The 25,908-nt window shown below is 65.1% G+C and carries 23 protein-coding genes; 12 read left to right on the forward strand and 11 right to left on the reverse strand.

Annotated features, from left to right (window positions below; genetic code table 11):
- Window positions 1-3 precede the first annotated feature (3 nt).
- The 3 genes from msrP to HLG70_RS15205 form a co-directional block, all read right to left on the reverse strand.
- Window positions 4-966, reverse strand: a complete 963-nt coding sequence (gene msrP / locus HLG70_RS15195; RefSeq protein ID WP_171664250.1) for a protein-methionine-sulfoxide reductase catalytic subunit MsrP — start codon at window positions 964-966, stop codon at window positions 4-6.
- A 169-nt stretch (window positions 967-1,135) separates the two neighbouring features.
- On the reverse strand, window positions 1,136-1,798 hold the full coding sequence (locus tag HLG70_RS15200) for an HAD family hydrolase (protein ID WP_171664251.1): 663 nt from the start codon (window positions 1,796-1,798) through the stop codon (window positions 1,136-1,138).
- Window position 1,799: 1 nt separating this feature from the next.
- Complete coding sequence (locus HLG70_RS15205) at window positions 1,800-2,762, reverse strand: RluA family pseudouridine synthase (RefSeq protein WP_419144773.1); 963 nt, start codon at window positions 2,760-2,762, stop codon at window positions 1,800-1,802.
- 523 nt (window positions 2,763-3,285) lie between these two features.
- Here HLG70_RS15205 and HLG70_RS15210 point away from each other — a divergent pair.
- Complete coding sequence (locus HLG70_RS15210; protein WP_171664253.1) at window positions 3,286-6,345, forward strand: Rne/Rng family ribonuclease; 3,060 nt, start codon at window positions 3,286-3,288, stop codon at window positions 6,343-6,345.
- A gap of 210 nt (window positions 6,346-6,555) precedes the next feature.
- Here the strand turns inward: HLG70_RS15210 and HLG70_RS15215 are convergent, their stop codons facing one another.
- The 5 genes from HLG70_RS15215 to argE form a co-directional block, all read right to left on the reverse strand.
- On the reverse strand, window positions 6,556-7,104 hold the full coding sequence (locus HLG70_RS15215) for an acyloxyacyl hydrolase (protein WP_171664254.1): 549 nt from the start codon (window positions 7,102-7,104) through the stop codon (window positions 6,556-6,558).
- A gap of 282 nt (window positions 7,105-7,386) precedes the next feature.
- Window positions 7,387-8,262, reverse strand: a complete 876-nt coding sequence (gene accD / locus HLG70_RS15220) for an acetyl-CoA carboxylase, carboxyltransferase subunit beta (RefSeq protein ID WP_171664255.1) — start codon at window positions 8,260-8,262, stop codon at window positions 7,387-7,389.
- 36 nt (window positions 8,263-8,298) lie between these two features.
- A complete protein-coding gene (gene trpA, locus HLG70_RS15225) occupies window positions 8,299-9,162 on the reverse strand; it encodes a tryptophan synthase subunit alpha (RefSeq protein WP_171664256.1) in 864 nt (287 codons plus the stop codon).
- A gap of 4 nt (window positions 9,163-9,166) precedes the next feature.
- Entirely contained in the window at window positions 9,167-10,366 is a 1,200-nt protein-coding gene (gene trpB, locus HLG70_RS15230; RefSeq protein WP_171664257.1) for a tryptophan synthase subunit beta, read from the reverse strand.
- A 117-nt stretch (window positions 10,367-10,483) separates the two neighbouring features.
- A complete protein-coding gene (gene argE / locus HLG70_RS15235; protein ID WP_171664258.1) occupies window positions 10,484-11,635 on the reverse strand; it encodes an acetylornithine deacetylase in 1,152 nt (383 codons plus the stop codon).
- A gap of 134 nt (window positions 11,636-11,769) precedes the next feature.
- On the opposite strand from argE, the gene HLG70_RS15240 reads away from it, so the two are divergent.
- The gene (locus HLG70_RS15240) at window positions 11,770-13,083 is read left to right on the forward strand and encodes an MFS transporter (protein WP_171664259.1); all 1,314 of its coding nucleotides are present in this window, start codon (window positions 11,770-11,772) and stop codon (window positions 13,081-13,083) included.
- 51 nt (window positions 13,084-13,134) lie between these two features.
- Here HLG70_RS15240 and HLG70_RS15245 read toward each other — a convergent pair whose 3' ends face one another.
- Window positions 13,135-15,414, reverse strand: a complete 2,280-nt coding sequence (locus HLG70_RS15245) for a RelA/SpoT family protein (RefSeq protein ID WP_171664260.1) — start codon at window positions 15,412-15,414, stop codon at window positions 13,135-13,137.
- A 107-nt stretch (window positions 15,415-15,521) separates the two neighbouring features.
- Here HLG70_RS15245 and HLG70_RS15250 point away from each other — a divergent pair, with 107 nt between their 5' ends.
- Together HLG70_RS15250 and HLG70_RS15255 are read left to right on the forward strand one after the other, a co-directional pair.
- A complete protein-coding gene (locus HLG70_RS15250; RefSeq protein WP_171664261.1) occupies window positions 15,522-16,355 on the forward strand; it encodes a zinc-dependent peptidase in 834 nt (277 codons plus the stop codon).
- The gene (locus HLG70_RS15255; RefSeq protein ID WP_171664262.1) at window positions 16,352-16,861 is read left to right on the forward strand and encodes a flavodoxin family protein; all 510 of its coding nucleotides are present in this window, start codon (window positions 16,352-16,354) and stop codon (window positions 16,859-16,861) included. The genes HLG70_RS15250 and HLG70_RS15255 overlap by 4 nt, the downstream gene beginning before the upstream one ends.
- Before the next feature lie 96 nt (window positions 16,862-16,957).
- Here HLG70_RS15255 and HLG70_RS15260 read toward each other — a convergent pair whose 3' ends face one another.
- Together HLG70_RS15260 and pncB are read right to left on the reverse strand one after the other, a co-directional pair.
- Window positions 16,958-17,308: a RidA family protein gene (locus HLG70_RS15260; RefSeq protein WP_057284758.1), complete on the reverse strand. Its 351-nt coding sequence runs from the start codon at window positions 17,306-17,308 to the stop codon at window positions 16,958-16,960.
- 72 nt (window positions 17,309-17,380) lie between these two features.
- Entirely contained in the window at window positions 17,381-18,589 is a 1,209-nt protein-coding gene (pncB, locus tag HLG70_RS15265; RefSeq protein WP_156407658.1) for a nicotinate phosphoribosyltransferase, read from the reverse strand.
- Window positions 18,590-18,712: 123 nt separating this feature from the next.
- Between pncB and fdxA the strand changes: the two genes are divergently transcribed.
- From fdxA to HLG70_RS15305, 8 genes are all read left to right on the forward strand, one after another.
- Window positions 18,713-19,036 (forward strand): ferredoxin FdxA, encoded by a 324-nt coding sequence (gene fdxA / locus HLG70_RS15270; protein WP_013392198.1) that lies wholly within the window; start codon window positions 18,713-18,715, stop codon window positions 19,034-19,036.
- 49 nt (window positions 19,037-19,085) lie between these two features.
- A complete protein-coding gene (locus HLG70_RS15275; protein ID WP_171664263.1) occupies window positions 19,086-19,886 on the forward strand; it encodes a ferredoxin--NADP reductase in 801 nt (266 codons plus the stop codon).
- A 212-nt stretch (window positions 19,887-20,098) separates the two neighbouring features.
- Complete coding sequence (locus HLG70_RS15280; protein WP_171664358.1) at window positions 20,099-21,325, forward strand: polyhydroxyalkanoate depolymerase; 1,227 nt, start codon at window positions 20,099-20,101, stop codon at window positions 21,323-21,325.
- 113 nt (window positions 21,326-21,438) lie between these two features.
- Window positions 21,439-22,083, forward strand: coding sequence for an electron transport complex subunit RsxB (gene rsxB / locus HLG70_RS15285; RefSeq protein WP_171664264.1), 645 nt, complete (start codon window positions 21,439-21,441; stop codon window positions 22,081-22,083).
- The gene (nth, locus tag HLG70_RS15290) at window positions 22,080-22,715 is read left to right on the forward strand and encodes an endonuclease III (RefSeq protein ID WP_171664265.1); all 636 of its coding nucleotides are present in this window, start codon (window positions 22,080-22,082) and stop codon (window positions 22,713-22,715) included. The genes rsxB and nth overlap by 4 nt, the downstream gene beginning before the upstream one ends.
- 352 nt (window positions 22,716-23,067) lie before the next feature.
- Window positions 23,068-23,841 (forward strand): ABC transporter ATP-binding protein, encoded by a 774-nt coding sequence (locus tag HLG70_RS15295; protein ID WP_171664266.1) that lies wholly within the window; start codon window positions 23,068-23,070, stop codon window positions 23,839-23,841.
- Window positions 23,838-24,548, forward strand: coding sequence for an ABC transporter ATP-binding protein (locus HLG70_RS15300; RefSeq protein ID WP_006223796.1), 711 nt, complete (start codon window positions 23,838-23,840; stop codon window positions 24,546-24,548). The genes HLG70_RS15295 and HLG70_RS15300 overlap by 4 nt, the downstream gene beginning before the upstream one ends.
- Window positions 24,549-24,609: 61 nt before the next feature.
- Window positions 24,610-25,824, forward strand: a complete 1,215-nt coding sequence (locus HLG70_RS15305) for an ABC transporter substrate-binding protein (protein ID WP_171664267.1) — start codon at window positions 24,610-24,612, stop codon at window positions 25,822-25,824.
- Window positions 25,825-25,908 lie beyond the last annotated feature (84 nt).

The following is a 25,908-nucleotide window of genomic DNA, read 5'->3' on the forward strand; positions in this document are numbered from 1 at the left end:
GCCTCAGTAATTCGCTTTCAGGTCCATGCCCTGATAGAGCGACGCCACCTGATCGCCGTAGCCGTTGAACATCAGGGTCTTGCGCTTCGGGCTGAACAAGCCGTCCTCGCCGATGCGGCGCTCGGTCGCCTGGCTCCAGCGGGGATGGGCCACATTGGGGTTCACGTTGGCATAGAAACCGTATTCCTGCGGCGCGGCCTTGACCCACGACGATACCGGCAGCTTTTCCACCAGGCGGATCTTCACGAGGGACTTGGCCGACTTGAACCCATACTTCCAGGGCACCGCCAGCCGCAGCGGGGCGCCGTTCTGGTTGGGCAGCACCCGGCCATAGACACCGAAGACCAGCATGGCCAGCGGATGCATGGCCTCGTCGATGCGCAGCCCTTCCACATAGGGCCACTCCAGGATCGCCGCGCGCACGCCCGGCATGTTCTCGCGCTGCACGGCCGTGACGAATTCCACGTACTTTGCGTTGCCGGTAGGTTCCACCTGCTTGAGCAGTTCGGACAGCGAATAGCCCATCCACGGGATGACCATGGACCAGCCCTCGACGCAGCGCAGCCGGTAAACGCGCTCTTCCATGGGCGCAAGCTTGAGCAATTCCTCGATGGTGTAGGTGCGCGGCTTGCCGACCTCGCCTTCGACGCTGACCGTCCAGGGGCGCGTCTGCAGCTTGCCCGCATTGGCGGCCGGATCGCCCTTATCGACGCCGAATTCGTAGTAATTGTTGTACGACGTCACGTCGGCCAGCGAGGTCTGTTTGTCCATGACGCTGAGGGCGGCATTGGCCTTGCCCGGCAGCGCGCCGGCATCCTGCGCATGGGCGCCGCGACCCGCCCAGCCCGTCAAGCCCACGGCGGCGGCCGTCAGGCCGGCACGAAGCATCAGATCGCGGCGCGAGCGCCATACGACCTCGGGGGTGATCTCGGACGGAACAAAATCGTCGGGCTTGCGTATCAGCATCGTGGTCTCCGGTATGGCGCCCGCAGGAGTCATGGGCACGCCCTGCGCAACCCATGGACGCTGGACGACCCAATGATATTCCGCGGCGGCAGCCAACGGACGAGAACGCCTTTTCCGATAGACAGGCCAGCGCGCCGGACGTTCCGCGCCGGCGGCGGGGGAACGCAGGCTAAACGCCCGCGCCGATCCTGGGCAACAGCCATTCGCGCACCAGCGGCACGCTGTCGAGCACTGCCTGGGGCGCACACCCCTGAAGCTCCTTCAAGGTATGCGCGCCATAGGTCACGCCCAGGCCGTGCACCCCGGCATTGACCGCCATCTGCAGGTCGTGCGAGGTATCGCCCACCATCACCACGCGGGCCGGATCCACGTCCAGTTCCCGCATCAACTCATGCAGCATCGCGGGATGCGGCTTGCTGAAGGTCTCGTCGGCCGTGCGGGTGGCGTCGAACAACGGGCCGAGGCCAGTGGCGGCCAGCGCGCGGGTCAGGCCGACGCGGCTCTTGCCGGTGGCGACGGCCAGCCGCACGTTCTGCCCGGCCAGCTCAGTCAGCAATTCCTGCACGCCCTCGAACAGGCGCAACTCGGGGTCGCGCAGCAGGTAGTGCGTACGGTAGCGCTCAAGAAAGCGCGGCAGCATGGCTTGCGTCAGCTCCGGCACGGCCCGGCGCAAGGCGCTTTCCAGGGACAGACCAATCACCCAACTCGCGTCGGACGCCGACGGCACCGCCAGATCCAGGTCGCGGCAAGCGCCCTGGATGGCGGCCACGATGCTGTGCGTGGAATCCATCAGGGTGCCATCCCAGTCAAAGACGACCAGCGAATACGACATATCAGACCGACTCCAGTAGTTTCAGTATGTTTCGGCAAGCAGGCGGCAGCTCGGCGGTAAGCGTCATGGCCTCGCCCGTCAGGGGATGGGCCAGGGTCAAACTGTGGGCGTGCAGGAACATGCGGCCGAAGCCCTGCCGCGCAAATTGCGCGCGCACGTCGTCGTGCCCGTATTTGTCATCGCCCACGATGGGAAAGCCGCTGGCGGCCAGGTGCACCCGGATCTGGTGGGTGCGCCCCGTCCGCAATTCGGCGTCCACCAGGCTGTAGCCGCCAAACCGCTGCTTGAGCGTGACGATGGTGTGCGCCGTCTGCCCGTCCGGGTCCACCTTGACGCGGCGCTCGCCAGACTGGGTAGTCCACTTCGACAGGCCCAGCTTGATGTGCTGGCGGTCATTGACCCAATCGCCCTCGACCAGCGCCAGGTAATGCTTGTCGCTCTTGCCCTCGCGCAGCATGGCGTGCAGGGCGAGCAGCGCACTGCGCTTCTTGGCGACCATGAGCAGCCCCGAGGTTTCACGGTCCAGCCGGTGCACCAGTTCCAGGAACTTGGCCTCGGGCCGGGCGGCGCGCAACTGCTCGATCACGCCGAACGACACGCCGCTGCCGCCATGGACCGCCACGCCCGCGGGCTTATCCACCACCAGCATGGCGTCGTCCTCGAACACGACCGGGAACTCCGCGCCCGGCACCGGCTTGGGCTTGCCCGGATCGGGCAGGCGCAAGGGCGGGATGCGGACCATGTCGCCTTCCACGACGCGGTAGTCGACCGAGATGCGTCCCTTGTTTACACGCACCTCGCCGCCGCGGATGGCCTTGTAGATATGCGTTTTGGGGACGCCCTTGCACAGCCGCATCAGGTAGTTATCGAGGCGCTGGCCGGCATGGTCGGCATCGACCTCCACCATTCGAACGGCGGGGGCGGCTTTAGAGGAGGATATGGGGGAGGAAGTTTCTTTGCGCATTGCGGAAAGCGACATATAATCGGGACAGCCTTAAGGGGCTGAACTAGCCGCCTGGCGTAGAGATGCAACTTACACGCAACTCCGTCGAGCGCGCGGGCCGCCATTGTACTGCCTGCTCATTCAACCCCTGGGTCTCTTGGTCGCCGGCGCAACCGCGCCCTGCCGGATAGTGGTGTGGCATTCACTTTGCCCGCTGTCCCAGCAGGTCCGTTGCATGCCGCAAGCGGCTCTGAAGCACTGCAAGAATCGTCGCATATTTAAAGCACCAGCTGCGTGTAGGCAACCAATCCGACCGCAGCTGCCGTTCACAGCAATTTTTCCGTCAAACCACATTCAGTGAAGCTGACCCTCCTGCTGACAGAACCCCGTGCCCCACGGCACGACGTGCCCGCCTGACCCGCGGCGGATACGCCTGGGCGCCGCCCAGGTACGGTCCGCATTTCTTGCCCGCTTCAGCCGCAGCCCGAGTGACCCGAGGTCACGCGCCGATATCGGCGCGTCATGACAACGGAGAAACCCTCTCATGAAGCGCATGCTGTTCAATGCGACGCATCAGGAAGAATTACGCGTCGCTATCGTCGATGGGCAAAAACTCATCGACCTCGACATCGAGACTGCCGGCCGCGAACAACGCAAAGGCAACATCTACAAAGGTGTCATCACCCGGATCGAACCCGGCCTGGAAGCCTGCTTCGTCAACTACGGCGAAGACCGTCACGGCTTTCTGCCCTTCAAGGAAGTTGCCCGCAGCTTCTTCAAGGAAGGCGTGGATGTCCGTAGCGCCCGTATCCAGGACGCCCTGCGCGAAGGCCAGGAACTGATCGTCCAGGTCGAAAAGGAAGAGCGCGGCAACAAGGGCGCAGCCCTGACCACGTTCATCTCGCTCGCAGGCCGCTACCTGGTCCTGATGCCCAACAACCCCCGTGGCGGTGGCGTTTCGCGCCGCGTCGAGGGCGAGGACCGCCAGGAACTGCGCGACACCATGGAGCAGCTCGAGCTGCCCCAGGGCATGAGCATCATTGCGCGCACCGCGGGCATCGGCCGTAACGTCGAAGAACTCCAGTGGGACTTGTCCTACCTGTTGCAGCTCTGGACGGCCATCGATGGCGCCGCGCGCGACAACTCCGCGCCCATCCTGATCTACCTGGAATCCAGCCTGGTCATCCGGGCCATCCGCGATTATTTCTCGCCCGAAATCGGCGAGATCCTGATCGATACCGACGAGATCGCCGACCAGGCCACCGCCTTCATGAGCGTGGTCATGCCGGACAACGTCCAGCGCGTCAAACGCTACCGCGACGATATCCCGCTGTTCTCGCGCTTCCAGATCGAACATCAGATCGAAACGGCGTACTCGCGCACCGTGCAGCTGCCTTCGGGCGGCGCCATCGTGATCGATCACACCGAAGCGCTGGTCTCCGTCGACGTCAACTCCGCCCGCTCCACCCGCGGCGCCGACATCGAGGAAACCGCGCTGCGCACCAACTCGGAAGCGGCCGACGAAGTAGCCCGCCAGTTGCGCTTGCGCGACCTGGGCGGCCTGATCGTCATCGACTTCATCGACATGGAAGACAGCAAGAACCAGCGCGCGGTTGAACAGCGCCTGCGTGATGCCCTCCATTTCGACCGCGCCCGCGTCCAGATGGGCAAGATCTCGCGCTTCGGCCTGATGGAACTGTCGCGCCAGCGCCTGCGTCCGGCCCTGAACGAAGGCTCGCACATCACCTGCCCGCGCTGCAACGGCACCGGCGTGATCCGCGACGCCGAGTCCAGCGCGCTGCACGTGCTGCGCCTGCTGCAAGAAGAGGCGATGAAGGAAAACACCGCGGCGGTCCACGCCCAGGTGCCGGTCGATGTGGCCACCTACCTTCTGAACGAAAAGCGCGCCGACATCACCAAGATGGAAGCCCGCCTGAAGGTCAACCTGATGCTGATCCCCAACAAGCATCTGGAAACGCCGCACCACCACATCGAGCGCCTGCGCCACGACGATCCGCGCCTGGAAGAACTGAAGACCAGCTTCGAGCTGGTTGAAGCGCCGGCCACGGATGCGCCCTGGCAGCCTCGCGAAAGCGAAATCAAGGCTCGTCCGGAAGCGCTGGTCAAGGGCATCACGCCCTCGCAACCCGCTCCCGTCTCGACGCCCGCGGCCCCGGTTGCGGCGCCTGCCGCTCCCGCCACGAGCGGCGGCCTGGGCGGCTTGTTCAAGCGCCTGGTCGGCTGGCTGACCGGCAACGCCGAACCCGCCAAGCCTGCACCCACCGCCCAGGAAGAAAGCGCCAAGCGCGCCACCTCCAGCCGCGGCAAGGGTCGCAGCGGCCATGACGGCCAGGAACGCCGTGGCGAGCGCCACGGTTCGGACCGCAACCGCAACCGTCGCGGCGAATCGCGCAACGAAGGCGCCGAAGGCACCGAAGGCGGCCGTCACCACGTGCGCGGCAACCGCCGCTCCGAGGGTGAACGCGGCGAACGCCACAACCGCAACGAAGCCCGCGGCGAACGCGACACCCAGGCCACGCAAGCGGCCCTGGCGTCCAGCCGCCCCGAGCAAGCCACGGAACTCAATGGCGAGGACACCGGCGCCGGTCGCAACCGCCGTCGTGGCCGCGGCCGTAACCGTCGCGAGGAAGGCCAGTCCGACGCGCCGATGAGCGAACAGGAAAGCATGGTTGCCGCGCTGGCTCAGACCGTCGCCACCGCGCTGCCCGACGCCAAGCCGGCCACGGCATCCGCGCAGGACGCCGATGAAGCCGCCGAGCTGGCAGCCGATGCCATCCCGACCGCTGACGACGCCGAGGGCGCAGCTGATCCCGAGCGCAAGCGCCGCCGCCGCCGCAGCCGCCGTGGCCGCCGCAGCCAGGAAGAAGCAGGCCTGGCCGGCAGCGACGAGCAACAGGAAGACGGTTCCGACGACGACGCCGGCGAACAGGCGGAAGGCGTAGCCGCCCAGCCCGCCCAAGCCGCCGAAGAAGCGCAAGCCCCCAAGGCCGAAGCGGCTCCGGTGCAGGCGCAACAGGTGCAGGCCGCTACCGCGCAGGCAGAGGAAGTTGCCGCCCAGCCGGTGCAGGTCGAGGCCCGTCAGGTCGAAGCCCAACAGGTCGAGACCCCCAAGGCCGAGCCTGTGCAAGCCGCCGCTGAACCCGTGGCCCAGCCCGTGCAAACGGCTGCTCCCGAGGTGACTCAGCCGGTCGCCGTGGAACCTGCCAGCCAGGCTTCGGCTCCTGCCGAACCCGAGCAAGCTCCGGTGCAAGCGCCTGCCGTGGAACCCGTGGTGGCGAAGGCCCCCGCCGCGCCCGTGACCGAAGTGGCAGCCGTTGCGGCCGCTCCGGCTCCGGCCCCCGTGGCTCCGGTCACCGCACAGCCCATCGTGGTGCCGGCAACGGCGCCGTCGGCCAAGTCCCAAGCCCTGCACGACGTGCTCAACGCCGCCGGCCTGCAATGGGTGGAAACCGATCCGGACCGCCACGCGCAAACGCAGCTGCGTATCGCCGCGGCGCACACGCCGACCCGCCTGGGCCGCGAGCGCAAGCCTGTGGCACCCGTTTCGAATGAGCCCCTGGTTCAAGTCGAAACGCACCACTAAGCCGCAAGCGTGAAAAAGCCCCCATCTCATGATGGGGGCTTTTTTTTGCCTCCGGGCGGTGCCCATGGACAGAACGCCCGCTCTGGGGAGGCGTAACCGCGCAAGACGCGGGGCGCCAGGCCCGCGCCGGGCGGCCTCCGGGCAGACGCGAAATGGCAGGCCGAAAAAAAGCCCTCTTGCGAGGGCTGTCTGCTGCTGTTCGCGGCGGAATCAGAACTGGTACGTGTAGGTCAGCTGCAGCACATCGAGACCCGGGTTGGGGCGCTTGATGCCAGCATTGGAAAAGTGCGAATAGCGCACGCCGATGCGGTTGTTCGGCGTGACCAGGAAGCCCAGGCCGACGTGGTCGCCAAACTGGAAGGCCGTGCTGATGTTCTCGTTGGCGAAACGCGTGCTGGAGAAGAGCGTGGCGCCGATACCGGCTTCAATGTAGAAGCGCTCGCCGGTCCACCAGCGGAACATCGGAATGGCGCTGAACTGCCAGACATGGCCCGGCGAGCGCGAACCATCGGCCTGCCAGTACGACGCGCCGAGTTCGGGCGTCAGGTCCAGCCGGCCCCAGTTGCCGCCAAATTTATAGGTCCAGACAGAGGCAGTTTCGTAGTTCAGCGTCAGGCGCTGATAGTGATCACCAATGCCGTAATGGAGGCTGACGCCGCCCTGCGTCCCCTCGGAGGATTGCGCGCTGGCCAGCGTGGCGGCTCCCGCCAGGGCCAAGCCAGCAAGGCGCGTAAGCATTTTCTTCTTGGTCGACTGCATTACATAACTCCGTATATTTCTGGGCTAACCGGGAACATAGCAAAATCCGCGCCAACTGGCTCAGACTGTGTCGCAATATGACAACAAATCAGCGTGGAAAACACTGTTCCGAAAATCGCATGTTCAAACACGCCGGGATCGCGCCGAGGCCCTCTAGAGCATGCCGCGTGCCTGCGCCGCTCCTCCAACGAAAATGCCGCCGACAACCCGAGGCTGCCGGCGGCATCATGCCGCCTCGGGCTGCGCGGCCTTGGCAGCCCTACCCTGGCGGCAAATGCATGATCAGGCCGTGACTACATCCGCGGGCTGATTGTTCAGCAGCGCCAGCAGGCGGGCGATTTCCTCGCGCAACTGGCGGCGGTCGACGACCATGTCGATCGCGCCCTTTTGCAGCAGGAACTCGGCGCGTTGGAAGCCTTCGGGCAGCTTTTCACGCACGGTCTGCTCGATCACGCGCGGGCCGGCGAAGCCGATCAGCGCCTTGGGTTCGGCTATGACGACGTCGCCCATGAACGCGAAGCTGGCCGATACGCCGCCCATCGTGGGATCGGTCAGCACGCTGATGAACGGCAGACCGGCCGCCGACAGGCGGGTCAGCATGGCGTTCGTCTTGGCCATCTGCATGAGCGACAGCAGGCTTTCCTGCATGCGCGCGCCACCGGAAGCAGCCACGCAGATGAAGGGCGTCTTGTTGTCCAGCGCCGCTTGCGCGCCGCGCGCAAAGCGCTCGCCCACGACCGAGCCCATGGAACCGCCCATGAATTCGAATTCAAAGCAGGCCAGCGTCGCCGGCACGCCGCGGATGGAACCGCTCATGACCACCAGCGCATCGGTCTCGCCCGTTGCCTTGACCGCCTCTTGCAGACGCTCGGGATACTTGCGGGTGTCCTTGAACTTCAGCGTGTCGACCGAACGCGTGGTCTGGCCGATTTCAATGCGGCCTTCCATGTCGAGCAGGGAATCGATGCGGGCGCGAGCCCCGATCCGCATGTGGTGGTCGCACTTGGGGCAAACGTGCAGATTGGCCGCCAAGTCTTCGCTGTACAGCACCGATTCGCACGACGGGCATTTAACCCAAAGGCCTTCGGGAACACGGCGGGCGCCGCTATCACTGGTTTTATTGATGCGAGGAGGCAGGAGTTTATCGATCCAGCTCATTTATTTTTCATCCCGTTTGAGGTCGCGCCCGGCCGCTCAGGCCGACGCGTTTTCTCGTTTTACTTGATCCAGCGCGAGCCGGATGGTGCGCAGCCAGCCGCTACCTGCGGCGACTGCGGCGTCGGTTTTCTGGGCATCGGGCGCATTCGCGACCGCCTGCTCCATGGTTTCTATCAGTTTGCTGCCGATGACGACCGCATCGGCCACGCGCGCCACGCGCTGGGCGCTTTCGGCATCGCGGATGCCGAAACCCACGCCTACCGGAATGCCGCGAACATGGCGGCGTATCAGGGCCACGCGCTCGGCGACGTCGTCGGTGTTGAGCGAGCCGGCGCCGGTCACCCCCTTGAGCGACACATAGTAGACATAACCGCGCGCCACTTCGGCGACCGCCTTGATGCGCGCTTCCGTGGACGTGGGGGCCAGCAGGAAAATGGGGGCAATGCCGTGTTCGCCCAGGGTGGCGGCGAACTCGATGACTTCTTCCGGCGGATAGTCCACCACCAGCACGCCGTCCACGCCGGCCTGTTCAGCCCTGCGGGCGAATTCCGTCTGGCCCATGCGTTCGATCGGATTGGCGTAGCCCATCAGAACAACGGGAGTGGCGACATCGCGCTGGCGGAATTCAGCCACCAGCTCGAGCACGCGGGGCAAACCCACGCCCTGAGCGATGGCCCGGTCGGCGGCGCGCTGGATCACCGGGCCGTCGGCCATGGGATCGGAAAACGGCACGCCCAACTCGATGACATCGGCGCCGGCGTCGACCAGCGCATGCATCAGGGAAACGGTGGCGGCGGGCGAAGGATCGCCCGCGGCAATGTAGGGAATCAGCGCTGCGGCACGTCCGGATTCGGCGGTGCGCGCGAATGCGGCGGCGATACGATCGGTGCGAGTTGTCATGGTGTTAGAGCTCGATACCGGCACGTTCGGCGACGGTATGCATGTCTTTGTCGCCACGGCCCGACAAATTGACCAGGATGACGGCGTCGCGCGGGAGCGTGGCCGCCATCTTCACGGCCTGGGCGATGGCGTGGGACGACTCCAGCGCCGGCATGATGCCTTCGATGCGGCAGCAATCGTGGAAGGCCTTCAGGGCTTCATCGTCGGTAATGCCGACGTATTCGGCGCGGCCGGAGTCCTTGAGCCAGGCGTGTTCGGGGCCGACACCGGGGTAGTCCAGGCCGGCGGAGACGGAATGCGTTTCCTGGACCTGGCCGTCGGCATCCTGCATGACATAGGTGCGGTTGCCATGCAGCACGCCCACCTGGCCCGCGGCCAGCGATGCGGCGTGCTTGCCGCTGTCCATGCCCTCGCCCGCGGCTTCCACGCCGATCAGGCGCACGTTTTCGTAGGGGATGTAGGGATGGAAGATGCCCATGGCGTTCGAGCCGCCACCCACCGCCGCCACCACGTAGTCGGGCTGGCGGCCGATGGCCTCGGGCATCTGCGTCAGGCATTCATTGCCGATCACGGTCTGGAAGTCGCGCACCATGCGGGGATAGGGATCGGGACCCGCCACCGTGCCGATGATGTAGAACGTGTTTTCAATATTGGTGACCCAGTCGCGCATGGCTTCGTTCAGCGCGTCCTTCAGGGTGCGCGAACCGGAAGTGACCGGCACCACGGTGGCGCCCAGCAGCTTCATGCGGTAGACGTTCGACGCCTGCCGGCGGATATCCTCGCTGCCCATGTACACCACGCATTCCATGCCGTAGCGCGCCGCCACGGTGGCGCTGGCCACGCCGTGCTGGCCTGCGCCGGTTTCAGCGATGACGCGGGGCTTGCCCATGCGCTTGGCCAGCAAAGCCTGGCCTATGCAGTTGTTCACCTTGTGGGCGCCGGTGTGGTTCAGGTCTTCGCGCTTGAACCAGATCTGGGCGCCGCCCACGAGTTCGGACCAGCGGCGGGCGTGGTAGACCGGGCTGGGCCGGCCGACAAAATGCTTGAGTTCGTAGTTGAACTCTTCCAGGAAGGCGGGGTCGACACGGTAATGGTCGTAGGCCGCGCGCAGCTCGTCGAGCGCGTGCATCAGCGTTTCCGCCACGAAAACACCGCCATAAGGCCCGAAATGGCCCTTGGCATCCGGAAAGTCGTAAGGTTTCACCAAGCATCTCCCCCGAAAATCGCAACTGGCCACTGCCAGCCGTAAATCCGGTTTGCAACCCGTCATTTTACCTGACGCGGAGGGTGGCCGGGCGGCGGGCCCTGGCCACCCGTAACCTCAGAGCGACTGTCCCATGCGGCGCAGGAAGGTCTCGCAGGAGGCCAACTGGTCCAGGGCGACATATTCGTCGGGCTTGTGGGCCTGTTCGATATGGCCGGGACCGCAGACCACCGTGGGGATGCCAATTCCCTGGAACAGGCCGGCTTCGGTGCCGTACGCCACCTTGCGGGTGGCGCGGTCTTCGGTCAGCGCGCGCACCAGCTGGGTGATGGCGGCCTCTTCCGAAGCTTCCAGGGCGGGCGCCGCCGCGCCGGTCTCGATCTCGATGGAGGCGCCGTCGAATTCCGCCTTCATGCGCGGCAACAGCTCTTCGCGCACATATTTCTCGACTTCCGCCTGGATATCGTCAGGCCGCATGCCCGGCAGATTGCGGAATTCATAGGTGAATTCGCACAGCTCGGGGATGGTGTTGACCGCGATGCCGCCGCGGATCTGGTTGGTGGTCATCGTGGAGAACGGCACGTCGTAGAACTGGTCGTACGGGCCCTTGGCCTTGAAGCTGTCGGCCAGATCGCGGATGCGGCAGATCAGCCGGGCGGCGTATTCGATGGCGTTGCAGCCGCGGGGCGTCAGCGACGAGTGCGCCGCCTTGCCATGCACTTTGCAGCGGAACAGGTTGATGCCCTTGTGGGCCACCACCACCTGCATGCCGGTGGGCTCGCCCACCACGCAGCCCTCGGGCCGTATGCCGCGTTCGTGCAGGTCGGCCAGCATGTAGGGAGCGCCGGCGCAGCCGACTTCCTCGTCGTAGGAGAACGCAAGATGAATGGGCTTCTTGCGCGGCATGGCCAGGAATTCCGGCACCAGGGCGAGCGATCCCGCGATGAAGCCCTTCATGTCGCAGCTGCCGCGCCCATAGAGCAGCCCGTCCTTTTCAACGAGCTTGAACGGATCCGTGCTCCAGTCCTGGCCATCGACGGGCACCACGTCGGTGTGGCCCGACAGAACGATCCCGCCCTGCTGGTTGCCGTCCTGCGCGGGCAGCGTGGCGAACAGGTTGGCCTTGGTGCGCTCGGGGTTGTGCGCCAGCCACGCGTCCACGCCCTGGCCCTTGAGCCAATCACGGACGGTTTCGATCAGGGCAAGATTGGAATTGCGGCTGGTGGTGTCAAAACCGACCAGCGTTTCCAGCCAGGTGCGCGCGTTCATGGTCACTACTCTCTTGGGGAAAAGCAGAAGTGTAAAGCCAGGAAGCGCCCGCGTCCCGGACGGCTTGGGGAACGGTACGGGCGACTAGCGCCTAGAATGTCGCCCGGATTGAAAAACACCCCCAAGGAGAAACCGTGCAGCACAAAGCAGTCCCCACACGCAACATCGTGGCCGCAGTGATAGGCAACGCCCTCGAATGGTATGACTTCCTGGTGTTCGCGTTCATGACGCCGATCATCGCGAAGCTGTTCTTCCCCACGGATCCCAGCATTCCCGGCAGCGAGCTCAATGCCATCCTCATGACCACCGCCATCTTCGGCGTCGGTTTCTTCATGCGCCCGGTCGGCGGCATCATCCTCGGCCTGTATGGCGACAAGAAAGGCCGCAAGGCCGCCATGGTGATGGTGACATCGCTGATGGCGGTATCCATCGCGCTGATCACGGTCGCCCCGACCTATCACGCCGCCGGCATCCTGGCCCCGATCTTCATCCTGATCGCGCGCCTGCTGCAGGGCTTCTCGGCGGGCGGCGAATTCGGCACGTCGACGGCGCTGCTGATCGAGATGGCGCCCAATGGCAAGCGAGGCTTCTATGGATCATGGCAAATGGCGGGCCAGATGCTGGCGCTGCTGATTGGCGCGGCTTGCGGCACGCTGATCACCGAGTTCTTCACGCAGCAGCAGATCGCCGATTGGGCATGGCGCCTGCCGTTCGCCTTTGGCCTGGTAATTGTTCCCATCGCCATCTATATCCGCCGCAACGTCGACGAAACCGAAGTCTTCAAGCAGATGAAGGAAGAAGAGCGCCAGGCCGCCGCCAGCGGCAAGGTGCAGCGCCTGAGCCTGGGCCAGATGCTGAAGACCCACACGCGCGAGACGCTGATCGGCGTGGGCCTGGTCGTGACCGCCACGGTGTCCATCTACATCACCTTCACGTATCTGGTCACGTACTCCACTCAAATCCTGAAATTGCCGCTGAACCAGACCTTCCTGGTACAGATGGCGGGCGCGGCGCTGATGGTGCTGCTGACGCCGTTCATGGGCGCCTGGTCGGACCGTGTCGGCCGCCGTCCCATCGTGATCGGTTCGCTGATCGGCTATCTGGTCGTGCTGTATCCGCTGTACTACTGGCTGTCGGATGCGCCCTCGATCGGCCGCCTCTTGACCGTGCAGGTCGTGGTCTGCCTGTTCGTCTCGGCCTTCTTCGGCGTGTTCAGCACGGTGATGGCGGAACTGTTTCCCGCGCGCGTGCGCTCGGTGGGCCTGTCGCTGGCCTATAACGTGGCCGTGATGATCTTTGGCGGTTTTGCGCAGTTCATCGTGACCTGGCTGATCAAGACCACCGGCTCGCCGATGGCTCCCGCCTATTACGTGATGTTCGGCGTAGCGCTGGGCCTGATCGCCGCGTTCTACATGCGCGAGCGCGCGCATGAGGAACTGGACCACTAAAGCCTGGCAGGACAGACCCCGGCGCCGCCCGCGGCCCGGGGTCGGCGAGCGCTAGCGCCGCGTTGCCGAGGACACGCCCGGCACTTCAGCCAGGGCGTCCAGCGCACGGGACAGAGACTCCCCGCCGCGCACTTCCACCGTGAACACCATGTGGGCCAGCGACTGCTTGCTCTGCGTGTTCACGCCCACCACATTCAGGCGCAGCCGCGCGAAGACTTCGGACAGGTCACGCAAGAGGCCGGAACGGTCGTGCGCGCGCACGCTGACGTCCACCGGGTAGAAGGTGTCCGCCGTTTCTCCCCAGGCCACTTCGATGATGCGTTCGGGCTCGCGCGCGGCGAGCGCCAGATAGCTGTGGCAGTCGCTGCGGTGGATGGACACGCCGCGCCCCCGCGTGACGAAGCCAGAGATCGCGTCCGGCGGCGCCGGGCGGCAGCAGCGCGCCAGTTGCGTCAGCAGCGACCCCACCCCCACCACCAGCACGCCGCTCTTGCCGCTTTTCTCGGCGCTGCCGGCGCTGGCATGGCGCAGCGCGGCCGGCTGGGGTTCGGCCGCGGGCGCCGGCTGCTGGAACAGCGTATCGATCTGCCGCAGACTGAATTCTTCCTTGGCCACCGCCACGTACAGGTCGTCGGCACGGGCAAAACCCAGGTTCTGGGCCAGTTGCTCAAGGTTGACGGCGGTCTTGCCCAGGCGCTGCAATTCCTTTTCCACCAGGGCCTGGCCCTGGGTGATGCGCTGCTGCAGTTCGATGGCGTTGAACCACATGCGCACCTTGGCGCGGGCGCGGGGGCTGGCCAGGAATCCCAGTTGAGGATTGAGCCAGTCGCGCGACGGGCCGCCGGACTTGGCGGAGATGATCTCCACGGTCTGGCCGGTGGACAGGCGCGTTTGCAGCGGCACCATCTGGCCGTCGACGCGGGCGCCGCGGCAGCGGTGGCCCAGGTCGGTATGCAGGTGATAGGCGAAGTCCACCGGCGTGGCGCCGGCGGGCAGCTCGATCACGCGCGCCTGCGGGGTCAGCACATAGATGCGCTCGTCGGTATGGGCGGGCGCCGCCACCGCATTGCGGTTCTTGCCCGGGCCCGGCTTGCCGGATGCGGCCTTGGCTGGCTCCGGCGCCGATTCCGCGCCCCCTTCGACATCGCTGTTCCAGGCCAGCAGCTGGCGCATCCACGCCAGTTGACGGTCGTATTCGCTGGACGCCGCGACCTGCCCGCCCTTGGCGCCCGCTTCCTTGTAGCGCCAATGCGCGGCCATGCCGTATTCGGCGAACTGGTGCATTTCGCGCGTGCGGATCTGGACCTCGAACGGGCGGCCGTCGTCGTCGGCCACCACCGTATGCAGGGAACGGTAGCCATTGGGCTTGGGCCGCGAAATGTAGTCGTCAAACTCGTCGGAGAGCGGGGTCCACATTTCATGCACCATGCCCAGCGCCGTATAGCAGGCGCGGACATCATCGACGATGATGCGCAGCGCGCGCAGGTCGTACATCTGGGCGAAGTCCAGGCGTTTCACGCGCATCTTGTTCCAGATGCTGTAGATGTGCTTGGGCCGGCCGCTGACCTCGGCCTCGATGCCGGTCTTGGCCAAGGCCGACTGCAGGCGCTCGATGGCGCCGGCGATGAAGGCCTCGCGCTCCACCCGCTTTTCTTCCAGCAGGCGGGCAATCTGCTTGTACCTGTCCGGCTCCAGGAAGCGGAAGGACAGGTCTTCCATTTCCCATTTGATCTGCCAGATCCCCAGCCGGTTGGCCAGTGGCGCGTACAGGTCTAGGGTTTCGCGGGCGAAGGCTGGCGAGCACGGCGCCTTGCTTTCCGCGTGCCAGCGCAGCGTGCGCAGCCTTGAGGCCAGGCGCATCAGCACGATGCGCAGGTCGGCCGCCATGGCCAGCAGCATCTTGCGCTGCATTTCCTTCTGAGAGCCGCTTTCGGCCGCGGCATCGCTGGCCTGGCGGGCCACCACGCCCAGCCGGAGCAGCGCGTGCGTGCCCTGCACCAGCCGGGCGATTTCCGCGCCGAACGCCGTGGCGATCGGATCGTTGCGCAAGGACGGCGCGGGCGCCATCAGGTCGGCCGGCAAAGCGGCCAGCAGGGCCGCGGCGCGCGTGGCGGCGTCGGTATGCAAGGCCGCCAGGATGCGGACCACGCCGGCGCCATGGCCGGCCAGGGGCTCGCCCGTGAGCGCGTGCTGCCCTTCGAAGCGGGGCACGGACCAGGCGACGGCCCGATCGATCAACGCCAGGCCATCGGCATCCAGGCCCGCCCCGACCTCCTGCCGCCAGGAAGCGTCGAAAGGCGAAGGCGCATCGGGAACAGGCGGGACGGACATGACGGGCGTCGAACGGGTGTTTGGTTGAGTATCCCGACACTCTACACTAGGGTTCAGTCACCCTGAATCCCCTGCCGCATCCCGGCATATAGAAGGAACCAAAGCTTATGTTGCGCTGGCTCAAGGGCCGGGGCGCCCGCCCGTCCGAAGTGGCCCAGATGCAGGCCCGCATCTCGCCCGAACTCTGGCGGCAGGTGCTGGATGCCCACCCGTTCCTGGCGGCGCTGACCGCCGACGAAGCCGCCCAGCTGCAGGCGCGCTCCGCCTGGCTGCTGGCCAGCAAGACCATCAACGGCGCGCAAGGCCTTGAGGTGTCGGACTTCATGCGCCTGTCCATCGCGGCGCAGGCCAGCCTGCCCATCCTGAACCTGGCCCCGGAACTGTACGAGGGTTGGGACGAGATCATCGTGTATCCGGCCAGTTTCCGCATCCCGCGCTCCCGGCAGGACGAGGATGGCGTGGTCCACGAATACATCGAGGATGCGGCGGGCGAAGCCTGGGAAGGCGGTCCCCTGGTTCTTTCCTGGGAAGACACGCAGCTCTCCGAAGGCGGCTTCAACGTGGTCATCCATGAATTTGCCCACAAGCTGGACCTGCGCTCGGGCTTTGCGGACGGCATGCCCTCGCTGGCGGCGCATCCCGAACTGAAGCCCCGGGCCTGGCGCCGGGTCCTGGACGACAGCCTGGACCGCTTCATCGCGGCGGTGGAAGCGGTCGAAGCCGCCATCCCGCGCGACGTGGACCCCGAAAGCGAGGACGCGGACGCCTGGTACGGCCAGTTGCCCATGGACCCCTATGCCGCCACGGACGAGGCGGAGTTCTTCGCCGTCAGCTCGGAGCACTTTTTCGTGGACCCCTACCCCATGCAGCAAGCCCTGCCCGAATGGTACGGAATGCTGCGGGCCTACTACCGGCAGGACACCCTGGAACGCTACGCATGAAGCAGCTGCTGATTGTCTGGCATTCGCGCACGGGCGCGGCGCGGCAGATGGCGCAGGCCGCGGCCCGCGGAGCGGCGGCCGCCGCCGCGGATCTGGAGCAGGCAGGCGAGCTTCGGATCGAACTACGCCGCGCGTCGGACGCCGACGCGGATGTGCTGCTCGCCAGCCAGGGTTATCTGTTTTGCGCCCCCGAGAACCTGGCCAGCCTGAGCGGCGAAATGAAGGAGTTCTTCGACCGCAACTACTACGCCGTGCTCGACCGCATCCAGGGCCTGCCCTACGCCTCGATGATCAGCGCGGGCAGCGACGGCTCGGGCGCCGCGCGGCAGGTCGAGCGGATCTGCACCGGCTGGCGGCTGAGCGCCGTGGCGCCCGCCCTGATCGTCAACATGGGCGCGCAGACCGCCGCGCAGATCCTGGCGCCCAAGACGGTGGCGCAGCCCGAGCTTGCCAGGTGCGAGGAACTGGGCGGGCTGCTGGCGGGCATGATGCTGATGGGCGCGTGACGCGCGCCCCCCACAAGGAAAAAGCCCTTCGGCGCGTGCGGAAGGGCTTTTTTTAACTGGCGCCGGACGCCATGGGCGCCAGGCACGCAGAGGGCGTTAGATGGCCGCCGTCACGACGATCTCGACCTTGTAGTCCGGATTGGCCAGGCGGGCCTCGACCGTGGCGCGCGGAGGCGAATTGCCGTCAGCGACCCAGGCGTCCCATGCCTTGTTCATGCCATCGAATTCCTTCATGTTGGCCACGTAGATCTGGGCCATCAGAATCTTGGTCTTGTCGGTGCCGGCTTCGGCCAGCAGGCGATCGATCGTGGCGAGCACTTGCTCGGTCTGGCCGGTGATGTCCAGCGTGTCGTCGTCCGGCACCTGGCCTGCCAGGTAGGCAACGCCGTTGTACACGGCCATGTCCGACAGGCGCTTGGCGACGTGGAAGCGCTTGATGCTGCTCATGGATATTCCCCTAGATTCGAGTGGGTGGGTTGGAACAATGCAAAGGAATCCGCAATTTACCCCGAGCCGCCCTCAGGCGGGGGGCAACTGGAAGACCTGGCGCAGATAGGCCAGGTAGGCCGGATCGTCGCACATGGTCTTTTCCGGCGCATCCGACACCTTGGCCACGGGCTGCCCGTTGCAGCGGACCATCTTCATGACGATCTGCAGCGGTTCGTGGCCCAGGTCGTTGGTGAGGTTCGTGCCGATGCCGAAGGACACCTTGCAGCGGCCGGAGAACTGGCGGGCCAGCTCGATGGCGCGCGGGAAAGTCAGCGAATCGGAGAACACCAGCGTCTTGGCGCGCGGGTCCACGCGATTCTTGCGGTAGTGCTCAAGCAGGCGCTCACCCCAGACGAAGGGATCGCCCGAGTCGTGGCGGGCGCCATCGAACAGCTTGCAGAAATACATGTCGAAATCGCGCAAGAAGGCATCCATGCCATAGACGTCGGACAGCGCGATGCCCAGATCGCCGCGGTATTCCTTGGCCCAGACTTCCAGCGCGAACACCTGCGAATCGCGCAGGCGCGGTCCCAGCGCCTGGCAGGCCTGCAGATATTCATGGCCCATCGTGCCCAGCGGCAGCACTTCATGCTGCTTGGCCAGCAGCACGTTGCTGGTGCCGGCGAAATGCGGGCCCATCTCGGCCTTCATGGTGGTGACGATTTCCTCGTGCCAGACCTTGGAGAACCGGCGGCGCGTGCCGTATTCGGCCACGCGGAAATCCGCCAGCGCCGGATCGTCCAGCACCAGGTGCATCTTGGACTGCAGGCGCTTGCGGCCCTCTTCCCAGTCCGGATGCTTGCGCGTGTTGCGGAAATAGACCTCGTTGACGATGGCCAGCACCGGGATCTCGAACAGGATCGTGTGCAGCCAGGGGCCCTTGACCTCGATGCTGATCTCGCCCGGAGCGTCGCCTTCGCCGATATGGATGCAGCGCTCGGGCATGTGGAACAGACCGAGGAAATCAACGAAGTCGCTTTTGATAAAGCGCAAGTCGCCCAGATATTTAAGTTCGTCCGGCGTGAAGCGCAATTGGCAAAGCTGATGCACTTCCTCGCGGATTTCGTCCAGATAGGGACGCAAGTCGGCCCCCGCGGTACGGCACTTGTACCGGTACTCGACCTGGGCAGCGGGAAACTGGTGCAGAACCACCTGCATCATGCTGAATTTATACAGGTCGGTGTCGAGCAGCGAGGTGATTATCATGGTTGCGCGTTTCGTTTCGCGACACCATAGCATAGAGGACATGCCCTTCGGCACGATGGGCCACTATGTCAATACGGGTATTACCGGCACATCGGCGCGGCATTGGGTAAAATCCGCACAACAAGACACAAATGCCGCCGATCCCGGAGTTCCTGAATGACCCATGTAGTCACCGAAAACTGTATCAAGTGCAAGTACACCGACTGCGTAGACGTGTGCCCGGTGGACTGTTTTCGTGAGGGTCCGAATTTCCTCGTGATCGACCCGGACGAGTGCATCGACTGCGCGGTCTGCATCCCGGAATGCCCGGCCAATGCGATCTACGCCGAAGAAGACGTACCGCAGGACCAAATGAATTTCATCGCCCTGAACGCCGAGCTCTCCCCCGAGTTCGCCAGCATCAGCCGCGCCAAGAAGCCCCTGCCCGACGCCGACGAATGGAACGGCAAGCAGGACAAGCTGCAATACCTGGAAAAATAATCCGCGAACGCCGGCCGCAAGCCTGGCGGCCGTATCGCGCGATGCCCCGATGACCGACGACTCCAAATACACGCGCCAGACCGTAACCAGCGTTCACACCTGGGTGCCAGACAAGCTGTTCTCCGTGCGCGTGACGCGGGACGAAGCCTATACGTTCCTGCCGGGCCAGTTCGCTAGGGTCGGTTTGCCGGGCGCGGATGCCCCGGAAGGCCCGCCCACGCTGTGGCGCGCCTACTCCATGGTTTCGGCCCCGCATGAGCCCTGGCTGGAGTTCTATTCCATCGTCGTCCCGGAAGGCCTGTTCAGCCCGCGCATGGCGCGCCTGCAGCCCGGCGACTCGCTCTATGTCGAAAAAGCGCCCTACGGCTTCCTGACGCTGGAGCGCTTCGCCCCCGGCGGCGACCTGTGGCTGCTGGCGTCGGGCACGGGCCTGTCGGCCTACCTGTCCATCCTGCGTGACCCGGCCGCCTGGCGCGCGTACCGCCGCATCATTCTGGTGCACGGCGTGCGCACCGCGGCGGAGCTGGCCTATCGCGAAGAGATCGAATCCTGGCGCCGCGAACCTGGCCTGTCCGACCTGTTCGCCGCGGATCCCGACAAGCTCGTCTATCTGCCGATTGCCACCCGCGAGCCCCTGCCCGGCGTGCCGCAGGAGCGCCTGACCACGCTGATCGCCGATGGCCGGCTGGAGCAGTTGGCCGGGCGGACGCTGGATCCCGAGCACGCCAAGGTCATGCTCTGCGGCAATCCCGACATGCTGGCCGACGCCCGCAAACTGCTGGGCGAGCGCGGCTTCAAGCCTGGCCGCCGGGGCATTCCGGGCAATCTTGCGGTAGAAAACTACTGGTGATTCGGCACTGCCCGGCGTAGTGCATAAATCCTCCTTTTGGTATGACCGCAAGGCATGAAAGGCGCCCTAAACTGGTGCCAAACGTGCAACAGGTCGCTTTTTAGCAACACAAACCGGGACTTTGCCGGAGATTCTTCAGGCTGATTGGATATATCGTTACTCCCCGGGGCAATAATCGGGGCACACGCTTGACCCAGAAGGACTTCCCCGAAATGCTGTACCAATTGCACGAAATGCAGCGCGCCTTCCTGACTCCGTTCGCTGCATTCACGGATGCCGGTTCTCAGCTGTTCTCCAGCCCCTACAGCCCGCTCGCCTACACCCCGATTTCGCGCCAGATGGCCGCCGGGTATGAGCTGATGACGCGTATCGGCAAGGAATACCAGAAGCCTGCCTGGAACCTGCCCACCACCCAGATCGGCGGCAAGTCCGCCCGCGTCATCGAAGCCGTGGCGCTCGACAAGCCGTTCTGTCGCCTGGTGCACTTCCAGCGCGACGTCCGCGTCGCCGGCAAGGACGACCCGAAGGTTCTGCTGGTCGCCCCGCTTTCCGGCCACCACGCCACCCTGCTGCGCGACACCGTGCGCGCCTTGCTGCCCGCCCATGACGTCTACGTGACGGACTGGGTCGACGCCCGCATGGTGCCGCTGTCCGCCGGACCGTTCCATTTGAATGACTACGTCCGCTATGTGCAGGACTTCATCCGCCACCTGGGCCCGGACGTGCATGTCATTTCCGTCTGCCAGCCGACGGTGCCGGTGCTCGCCGCCGTCTCCCTGATGGCCTCGGCCAACGATCCCTGCCAGCCGCGCAGCATGGTGATGATGGGCGGGCCGATCGATCCGCGCCAGTCGCCCACGCAGGTGAACCGCCTGGCCACGACCAAGCCCTACGCCTGGTTCGAGAATCAGGTCATCCACCCCGTTCCGCCGCGCTATCCGGGCGCGGGCCGCAAGGTCTACCCGGGGTTCCTGCAGCATGCCGGGTTCATGGCGATGAATCCGGACCGCCACATGAAGTCCCACTACGAGTTCTACCTGGACCTGCTGCGCGGGGACGACAGCGACGCCGAAATGCACCGCCGCTTCTACGACGAATACAACGCGGTTCTGGACATGCCGGCCGAGTTCTACCTGGATACGATCCGCATGGTGTTCCAGGACTTCTCGCTGCCCAACGGCACCTGGGAAGTGGACGGCAAGCTGGTCCGGCCGGCCGATATCAAGAATGTCTCCCTGTTCACCATCGAAGGCGAACTGGACGATATTTCGGGCCAGGGCCAGACGCGCGCCGCCATCAAGCTGTGCAAGAACATCCCGGCCGAACGCAAGTCGCATTACACCGCGCCCAACTGCGGGCACTATGGCATTTTCTCGGGCCGCCGCTGGCGCGAAATGATCTGTCCTAAAATTGCCGAGTTCATCCGGCAATCGGCGTAAGGACGGCATCGAGCCGTCCGCCAGGCGGCGCGTGGGCAAACGCCCAGCGCCGCCGGCAGCCTGATCCGTATTCCACGGGGCCCGAGCGGCCCCTTTTCTTTTATTGGCTTTACATGTCCTGTCGCTCACTTGCCGACCGCATTGATGCCTTGCTGCCTCAGACGCAATGCACCAAGTGCGGGTACGACGGCTGCCGGCCCTATGCCGACGCCATCGCCGACGGCGCCGCCCCGATCAATCGCTGCCCGCCCGGCGGCGACGAAGGCATCGCCGCGCTGTCCGCCCTGCTGGACACCCCCGCCCTGCCCCTGGACCTGTCGCGCGGCGAACCCGGGCCGCTGCTGGTCGCCCGCATCGATGAATCCCATTGCATCGGCTGTACGCTGTGCATCCAGGCCTGTCCGGTGGACGCCATCGTGGGCGCCAACAAGCATATGCACACCGTGCTGGAAGACTGGTGCACCGGCTGCGACCTGTGCGTGGCGCCCTGTCCGGTCGATTGCATTCAGATGGTGCCGGCCGGACGCGCCTGGACCGCCCAGGACGCCGCCATCAGCCGGCAGCGGCACCGCGGCCACCTGGCGCGCACGGAACGCCTGGCCGCCGATAACGCCCGCCTGATGGCCCCCGAAGCGGCCTCCGTCCCCGCCGACTCGGCACCCGCCGCCGACGACGCGCAGAAAGAAGACCGCAAGCGTTCCGCCATTGAATCCGCGCTGGCCCGCGCCCGGGCCCGCCGCAACCCCTCGCAGTCATGAACGCCGCCAAACGCCGAGAGATATTCGCCCGCCTGCAGGCGGCCAACCCCCACCCGACCACCGAACTGGAATACGACACGCCGTTCCAGTTGCTGATCGCAGTGCTGCTGTCGGCCCAGGCCACCGACAAGTCGGTCAACATCGCCACGCGCAAGTTCTTTCCGCAGCATGGCACGCCCCAGGCGCTGCTGGCGCTTGGCGAGGAAGGCCTGTCGGACTACATCAAGACCATCGGCCTGTACCGCACCAAGGCCAAGAACACGATCGCCACCTGCAGGATCCTGATCGAACAGCATGGCGGCAACGTGCCGCAGACCCGCGAGGCGCTTGAAGCCTTGCCCGGCGTGGGCCGCAAGACCGCCAACGTGGTGCTCAACACCGCGTTCGGGCAACCCACGATGGCGGTCGACACGCATATATTCCGCGTCTCCAACCGCACCGGCATCGCGCCCGGCAAGAACGTGCTCGAGGTCGAACGGAAACTCGAGAAATTCGTGCCGGCCGAATATATGCAGGACGCCCATCACTGGCTCATTCTGCAAGGCCGCTACGTCTGCGTGGCGCGCAAACCGAAATGCCCTCAATGCGGCATTTCCGACCTCTGCGAATTCAAGCAGAAAACCCCTGCGTAAAACACCCGGCCTTACGCCGGAGAGTTATTAAGGCGAGCGGAAAACCGGGTTTTCCCTCGCCTTTAATCGCGTGACATCTTGATGACGGTCAACGCGTGATTGCTGCAACGCATTTGCATTTTGAAAGCGCGTTCTCCCCATGCGCGCAGAGCATTGTCGGCTTGCCGACAATTCACCTTTCCGCAGTGCAAAACCTATGACAAACCCTCATGGAATTTTGATTGCGACGTCCGCATACTCGCCGGCAACTCATAAGAAAACTAAGCACGCAAATAGTTTTCCCGACCCTGCGGGGGCCTGACGCGATACCGCCGGGCAGAGACCATATAAATACAACGCTGGTGCAGCGAACATGGATGACACAATCCTGGAGACAAAGGGCCTCACCAAGGAATTCCGCGGATTCGTCGCGGTCAATGGGGTCGATTTGCGTATCAAGCGAGGCGAGATTCATGCCTTGATCGGGCCTAACGGCGCGGGCAAGACCACATGCTTCAACCTGCTTACGAAATTTCTCTCTCCCACTTCGGGCAGCATCAAGTTCAACGGTATCGACATTACCGGCGAGCGGCCAGCGCAGATCGCGCGGCGCGGCATCATCCGTTCGTTCCAGATATCGGCGGTGTTTCCACACCTGACCGTTCTGGAGAACGTGCGGATCGGCTTGCAGCGCAAGACGGGGCTGTCGTTCCACTTCTGGCAAAGCGACAAGCGCCTGGCCGCCCTGAACGAGCCCGCGCGCGCCTTGCTTGAACAAGTGGACCTGGGCGCCTTCGCCGACGAGACCACGGTGAACCTGCCGTACGGCCGCAAGCGCGCGCTTGAAATCGCCACGACGCTGGCGATGGAACCCGAGCTGATGCTGCTGGACGAACCCACGCAGGGCATGGGCCACGAAGACGTCCACCGCGTGACTCAACTGATCAAGCGCGTCAGCGCCGGGCGCACCATCCTCATGGTGGAGCACAACATGAACGTCGTGTCCTCCATCGCCAACACCATCACCGTGCTGGCGCGCGGTTCAGTGCTGGCCGAAGGGTCCTACGCCGAAGTCTCCCGCCATCCGGCCGTGATGCAGGCTTACATGGGCACGACCGACGGCGAACTTCAAGGAGCGCACGCATGAGCACCCCGGCACTCGAAATTTCAGGCTTGCAGGCCTGGTACGGGGAATCGCATATCCTGCACGGCGTGGATATGCGCGTGGGACAAGGCGAGGTCGTCACGCTGCTGGGCCGCAATGGCGCCGGACGCACCACGACCTTGCGGGCCATTCTGGGCCTGACCGGATCCCGCAAAGGCTCGGTGCGCATCCATGGCACCGAGGCCATCGACCTGCCCACCTACAAGATCGCCCACCTGGGCGTCGGCTATTGCCCCGAGGAACGCGGCATCTTCGCCAGCCTGTCTTGCGAAGAAAACCTGCTGCTTCCGCCGGTCGTGGGATCCCTGGGCGGCGGCATGTCGCTGGCCGAGATCTACGACATGTTCCCCAACCTGCAAGAGCGCCGGAATTCTCCGGGCACGCGCTTGTCGGGCGGCGAGCAGCAGATGCTGGCGGTGGCGCGCATCCTGCGCACCGGCGCGAACCTGCTGCTGCTCGATGAAATCTCCGAAGGCCTGGCGCCCGTGATCGTGCAGGCGCTTGCGCGCATGATCACGACGCTCAAGCAGCGGGGCTACACCATCGTCATGGTGGAGCAGAACTTCCGCTTCGCAGCGCCGTTGGCCGACCGCTTCTATGTCATGGAGCACGGTCAGATCGTCGAGCATTTCGAAGCGGCCGAACTTTCAGAAAAACAGGACACGCTCAACGAACTGCTGGGCGTCTAAAACAACCTGTCATCCGCCGGAACCCCGGCAACACTACACCGTAGGGAAGAGGAGTCATCCCATGAAGCTGCACACCATCACTGCTGCACTGGCCATGGCGGGCCTGGGATTCGCGGGGGCAACCGCCCACGCTCAAGGTATCTCCGACGATGTCATCCGCATCGGCTTCATCACCGACATGTCGGGCGTTTACTCCGACATCGACGGCAAGGCTGGTCTGGACGCGATCCGCATGGCGATCGAAGACGCCGGCGGCTCGATCAACGGCAAGAAGATCGAAGTGGTATCGGCGGATCACCAGAACAAGGCCGACGTTGCGTCGGCCCGCGCCCGCGAATGGTTCGACCAGCAGAAGGTCGACGTCATCATCGCCGGCACCAACTCGGCCACCAGCCTGGCCATGGCGGCTGTCGCCGCCGAAAAGAAGAAGCCCTTCATTGCGGTCGGCGCCGGCTCGTCCGACCTGACCAACGCCCAATGTTCGCCCTACACCGTCCACTACGCCTACGACACCGTGGCGCTGGCGCGCGGCACGGGCTCCGCGGTGGTGAAGGACGGCGGCAAGAGCTGGTTCTTCCTGACCGCCGACTACGCATTCGGCCACGCGCTGGAACGCGACACGATGGCGGTCGTCAAGGCCGCGGGCGGCGAAGTGAAGGGCCAGGTGCGCGCACCGCTGGGCGCCTCGGACTTCTCGTCCTTCCTGCTGCAGGCTCAGGCTTCCAAGGCAAAAATCCTGGGCATGGCCAACGCCGGCGGCGACACCATCAACACGGTCAAGGCCGCCAATGAATTCGGCGTGACCAAGACCATGCAACTGGCCGGCCTGCTGGTGTTCATCAACGACGTCCACTCGCTGGGCCTGGAAGCCACCAAGGGCATGTACCTGACCGACGGCTGGTACTGGGATCAATCCGACGCCTCGCGCGCCTGGGCCAAGAAGTTCGAAGCCAAGGTGGGCCGCAAGCCGTCGATGCTGCAGGCGGGCGACTACTCGTCGGCGACCTTCTACCTGAATGCCGTGAAGGCCACGGGTTCGGATAACGGCGACGACGTGATGAAGTGGATGAAGTCGAACAAGATCAACGACTTCTTCGCCCAGGGCGGCTTTGTGCGCGAAGACGGCCGCATGATCCACGACATGTACCTGATGCAAGTGAAGAGTCCTGCCGAGTCCAAGGGCCCGTGGGACTACTACAAGGTCGTGGCGACGCTGCCTGGCGACGAGGTCTACACCAAGTTGTCCGAGTCCACCTGCAAGCTGGTCAAGAAATAATCCAGCCCATGTGATCCCGGATGCGGCCTGGCCCCACCAGGCCGGCCGCATTCTGACCAGCTCGCTTCCATCCGTACGCGCAGG

It is taken from the genome of Achromobacter deleyi (assembly GCF_013116765.2).
Taxonomy (GTDB): domain Bacteria; phylum Pseudomonadota; class Gammaproteobacteria; order Burkholderiales; family Burkholderiaceae_B; genus Achromobacter; species Achromobacter deleyi_A.

Bases quoted from the DNA above. Each gene is read 5' to 3' on its own strand.
- rsxB (WP_171664264.1), top strand. From the start codon at position 21,439: ATGTCCTGTCGCTCACTTGCCGACCGCATTGATGCCTTGCTGCCTCAG.
- HLG70_RS15260 (WP_057284758.1), bottom strand. From the start codon at position 17,308: ATGAGCAGCATCAAGCGCTTCCACGTCGCCAAGCGCCTGTCGGACATG.
- msrP (WP_171664250.1), bottom strand. From the start codon at position 966: ATGCTGATACGCAAGCCCGACGATTTTGTTCCGTCCGAGATCACCCCC.
- HLG70_RS15245 (WP_171664260.1), bottom strand. From the start codon at position 15,414: ATGTCCGTCCCGCCTGTTCCCGATGCGCCTTCGCCTTTCGACGCTTCC.
- HLG70_RS15215 (WP_171664254.1), bottom strand. From the start codon at position 7,104: ATGCAGTCGACCAAGAAGAAAATGCTTACGCGCCTTGCTGGCTTGGCC.
- pncB (WP_156407658.1), bottom strand. From the start codon at position 18,589: ATGCTATGGTGTCGCGAAACGAAACGCGCAACCATGATAATCACCTCG.
- HLG70_RS15300 (WP_006223796.1), top strand. From the start codon at position 23,838: ATGAGCACCCCGGCACTCGAAATTTCAGGCTTGCAGGCCTGGTACGGG.
- argE (WP_171664258.1), bottom strand. From the start codon at position 11,635: ATGAACGCGCGCACCTGGCTGGAAACGCTGGTCGGTTTTGACACCACC.
- nth (WP_171664265.1), top strand. From the start codon at position 22,080: ATGAACGCCGCCAAACGCCGAGAGATATTCGCCCGCCTGCAGGCGGCC.
- HLG70_RS15210 (WP_171664253.1), top strand. From the start codon at position 3,286: ATGAAGCGCATGCTGTTCAATGCGACGCATCAGGAAGAATTACGCGTC.
- HLG70_RS15275 (WP_171664263.1), top strand. From the start codon at position 19,086: ATGACCGACGACTCCAAATACACGCGCCAGACCGTAACCAGCGTTCAC.
- trpA (WP_171664256.1), bottom strand. From the start codon at position 9,162: ATGACAACTCGCACCGATCGTATCGCCGCCGCATTCGCGCGCACCGCC.
- HLG70_RS15250 (WP_171664261.1), top strand. From the start codon at position 15,522: ATGTTGCGCTGGCTCAAGGGCCGGGGCGCCCGCCCGTCCGAAGTGGCC.
- HLG70_RS15280 (WP_171664358.1), top strand. From the start codon at position 20,099: ATGCTGTACCAATTGCACGAAATGCAGCGCGCCTTCCTGACTCCGTTC.
- HLG70_RS15305 (WP_171664267.1), top strand. From the start codon at position 24,610: ATGAAGCTGCACACCATCACTGCTGCACTGGCCATGGCGGGCCTGGGA.
- fdxA (WP_013392198.1), top strand. From the start codon at position 18,713: ATGACCCATGTAGTCACCGAAAACTGTATCAAGTGCAAGTACACCGAC.
- HLG70_RS15295 (WP_171664266.1), top strand. From the start codon at position 23,068: ATGGATGACACAATCCTGGAGACAAAGGGCCTCACCAAGGAATTCCGC.
- accD (WP_171664255.1), bottom strand. From the start codon at position 8,262: ATGAGCTGGATCGATAAACTCCTGCCTCCTCGCATCAATAAAACCAGT.
- HLG70_RS15205 (WP_419144773.1), bottom strand. From the start codon at position 2,762: ATGCGCAAAGAAACTTCCTCCCCCATATCCTCCTCTAAAGCCGCCCCC.
- HLG70_RS15200 (WP_171664251.1), bottom strand. From the start codon at position 1,798: ATGTCGTATTCGCTGGTCGTCTTTGACTGGGATGGCACCCTGATGGAT.
- HLG70_RS15255 (WP_171664262.1), top strand. From the start codon at position 16,352: ATGAAGCAGCTGCTGATTGTCTGGCATTCGCGCACGGGCGCGGCGCGG.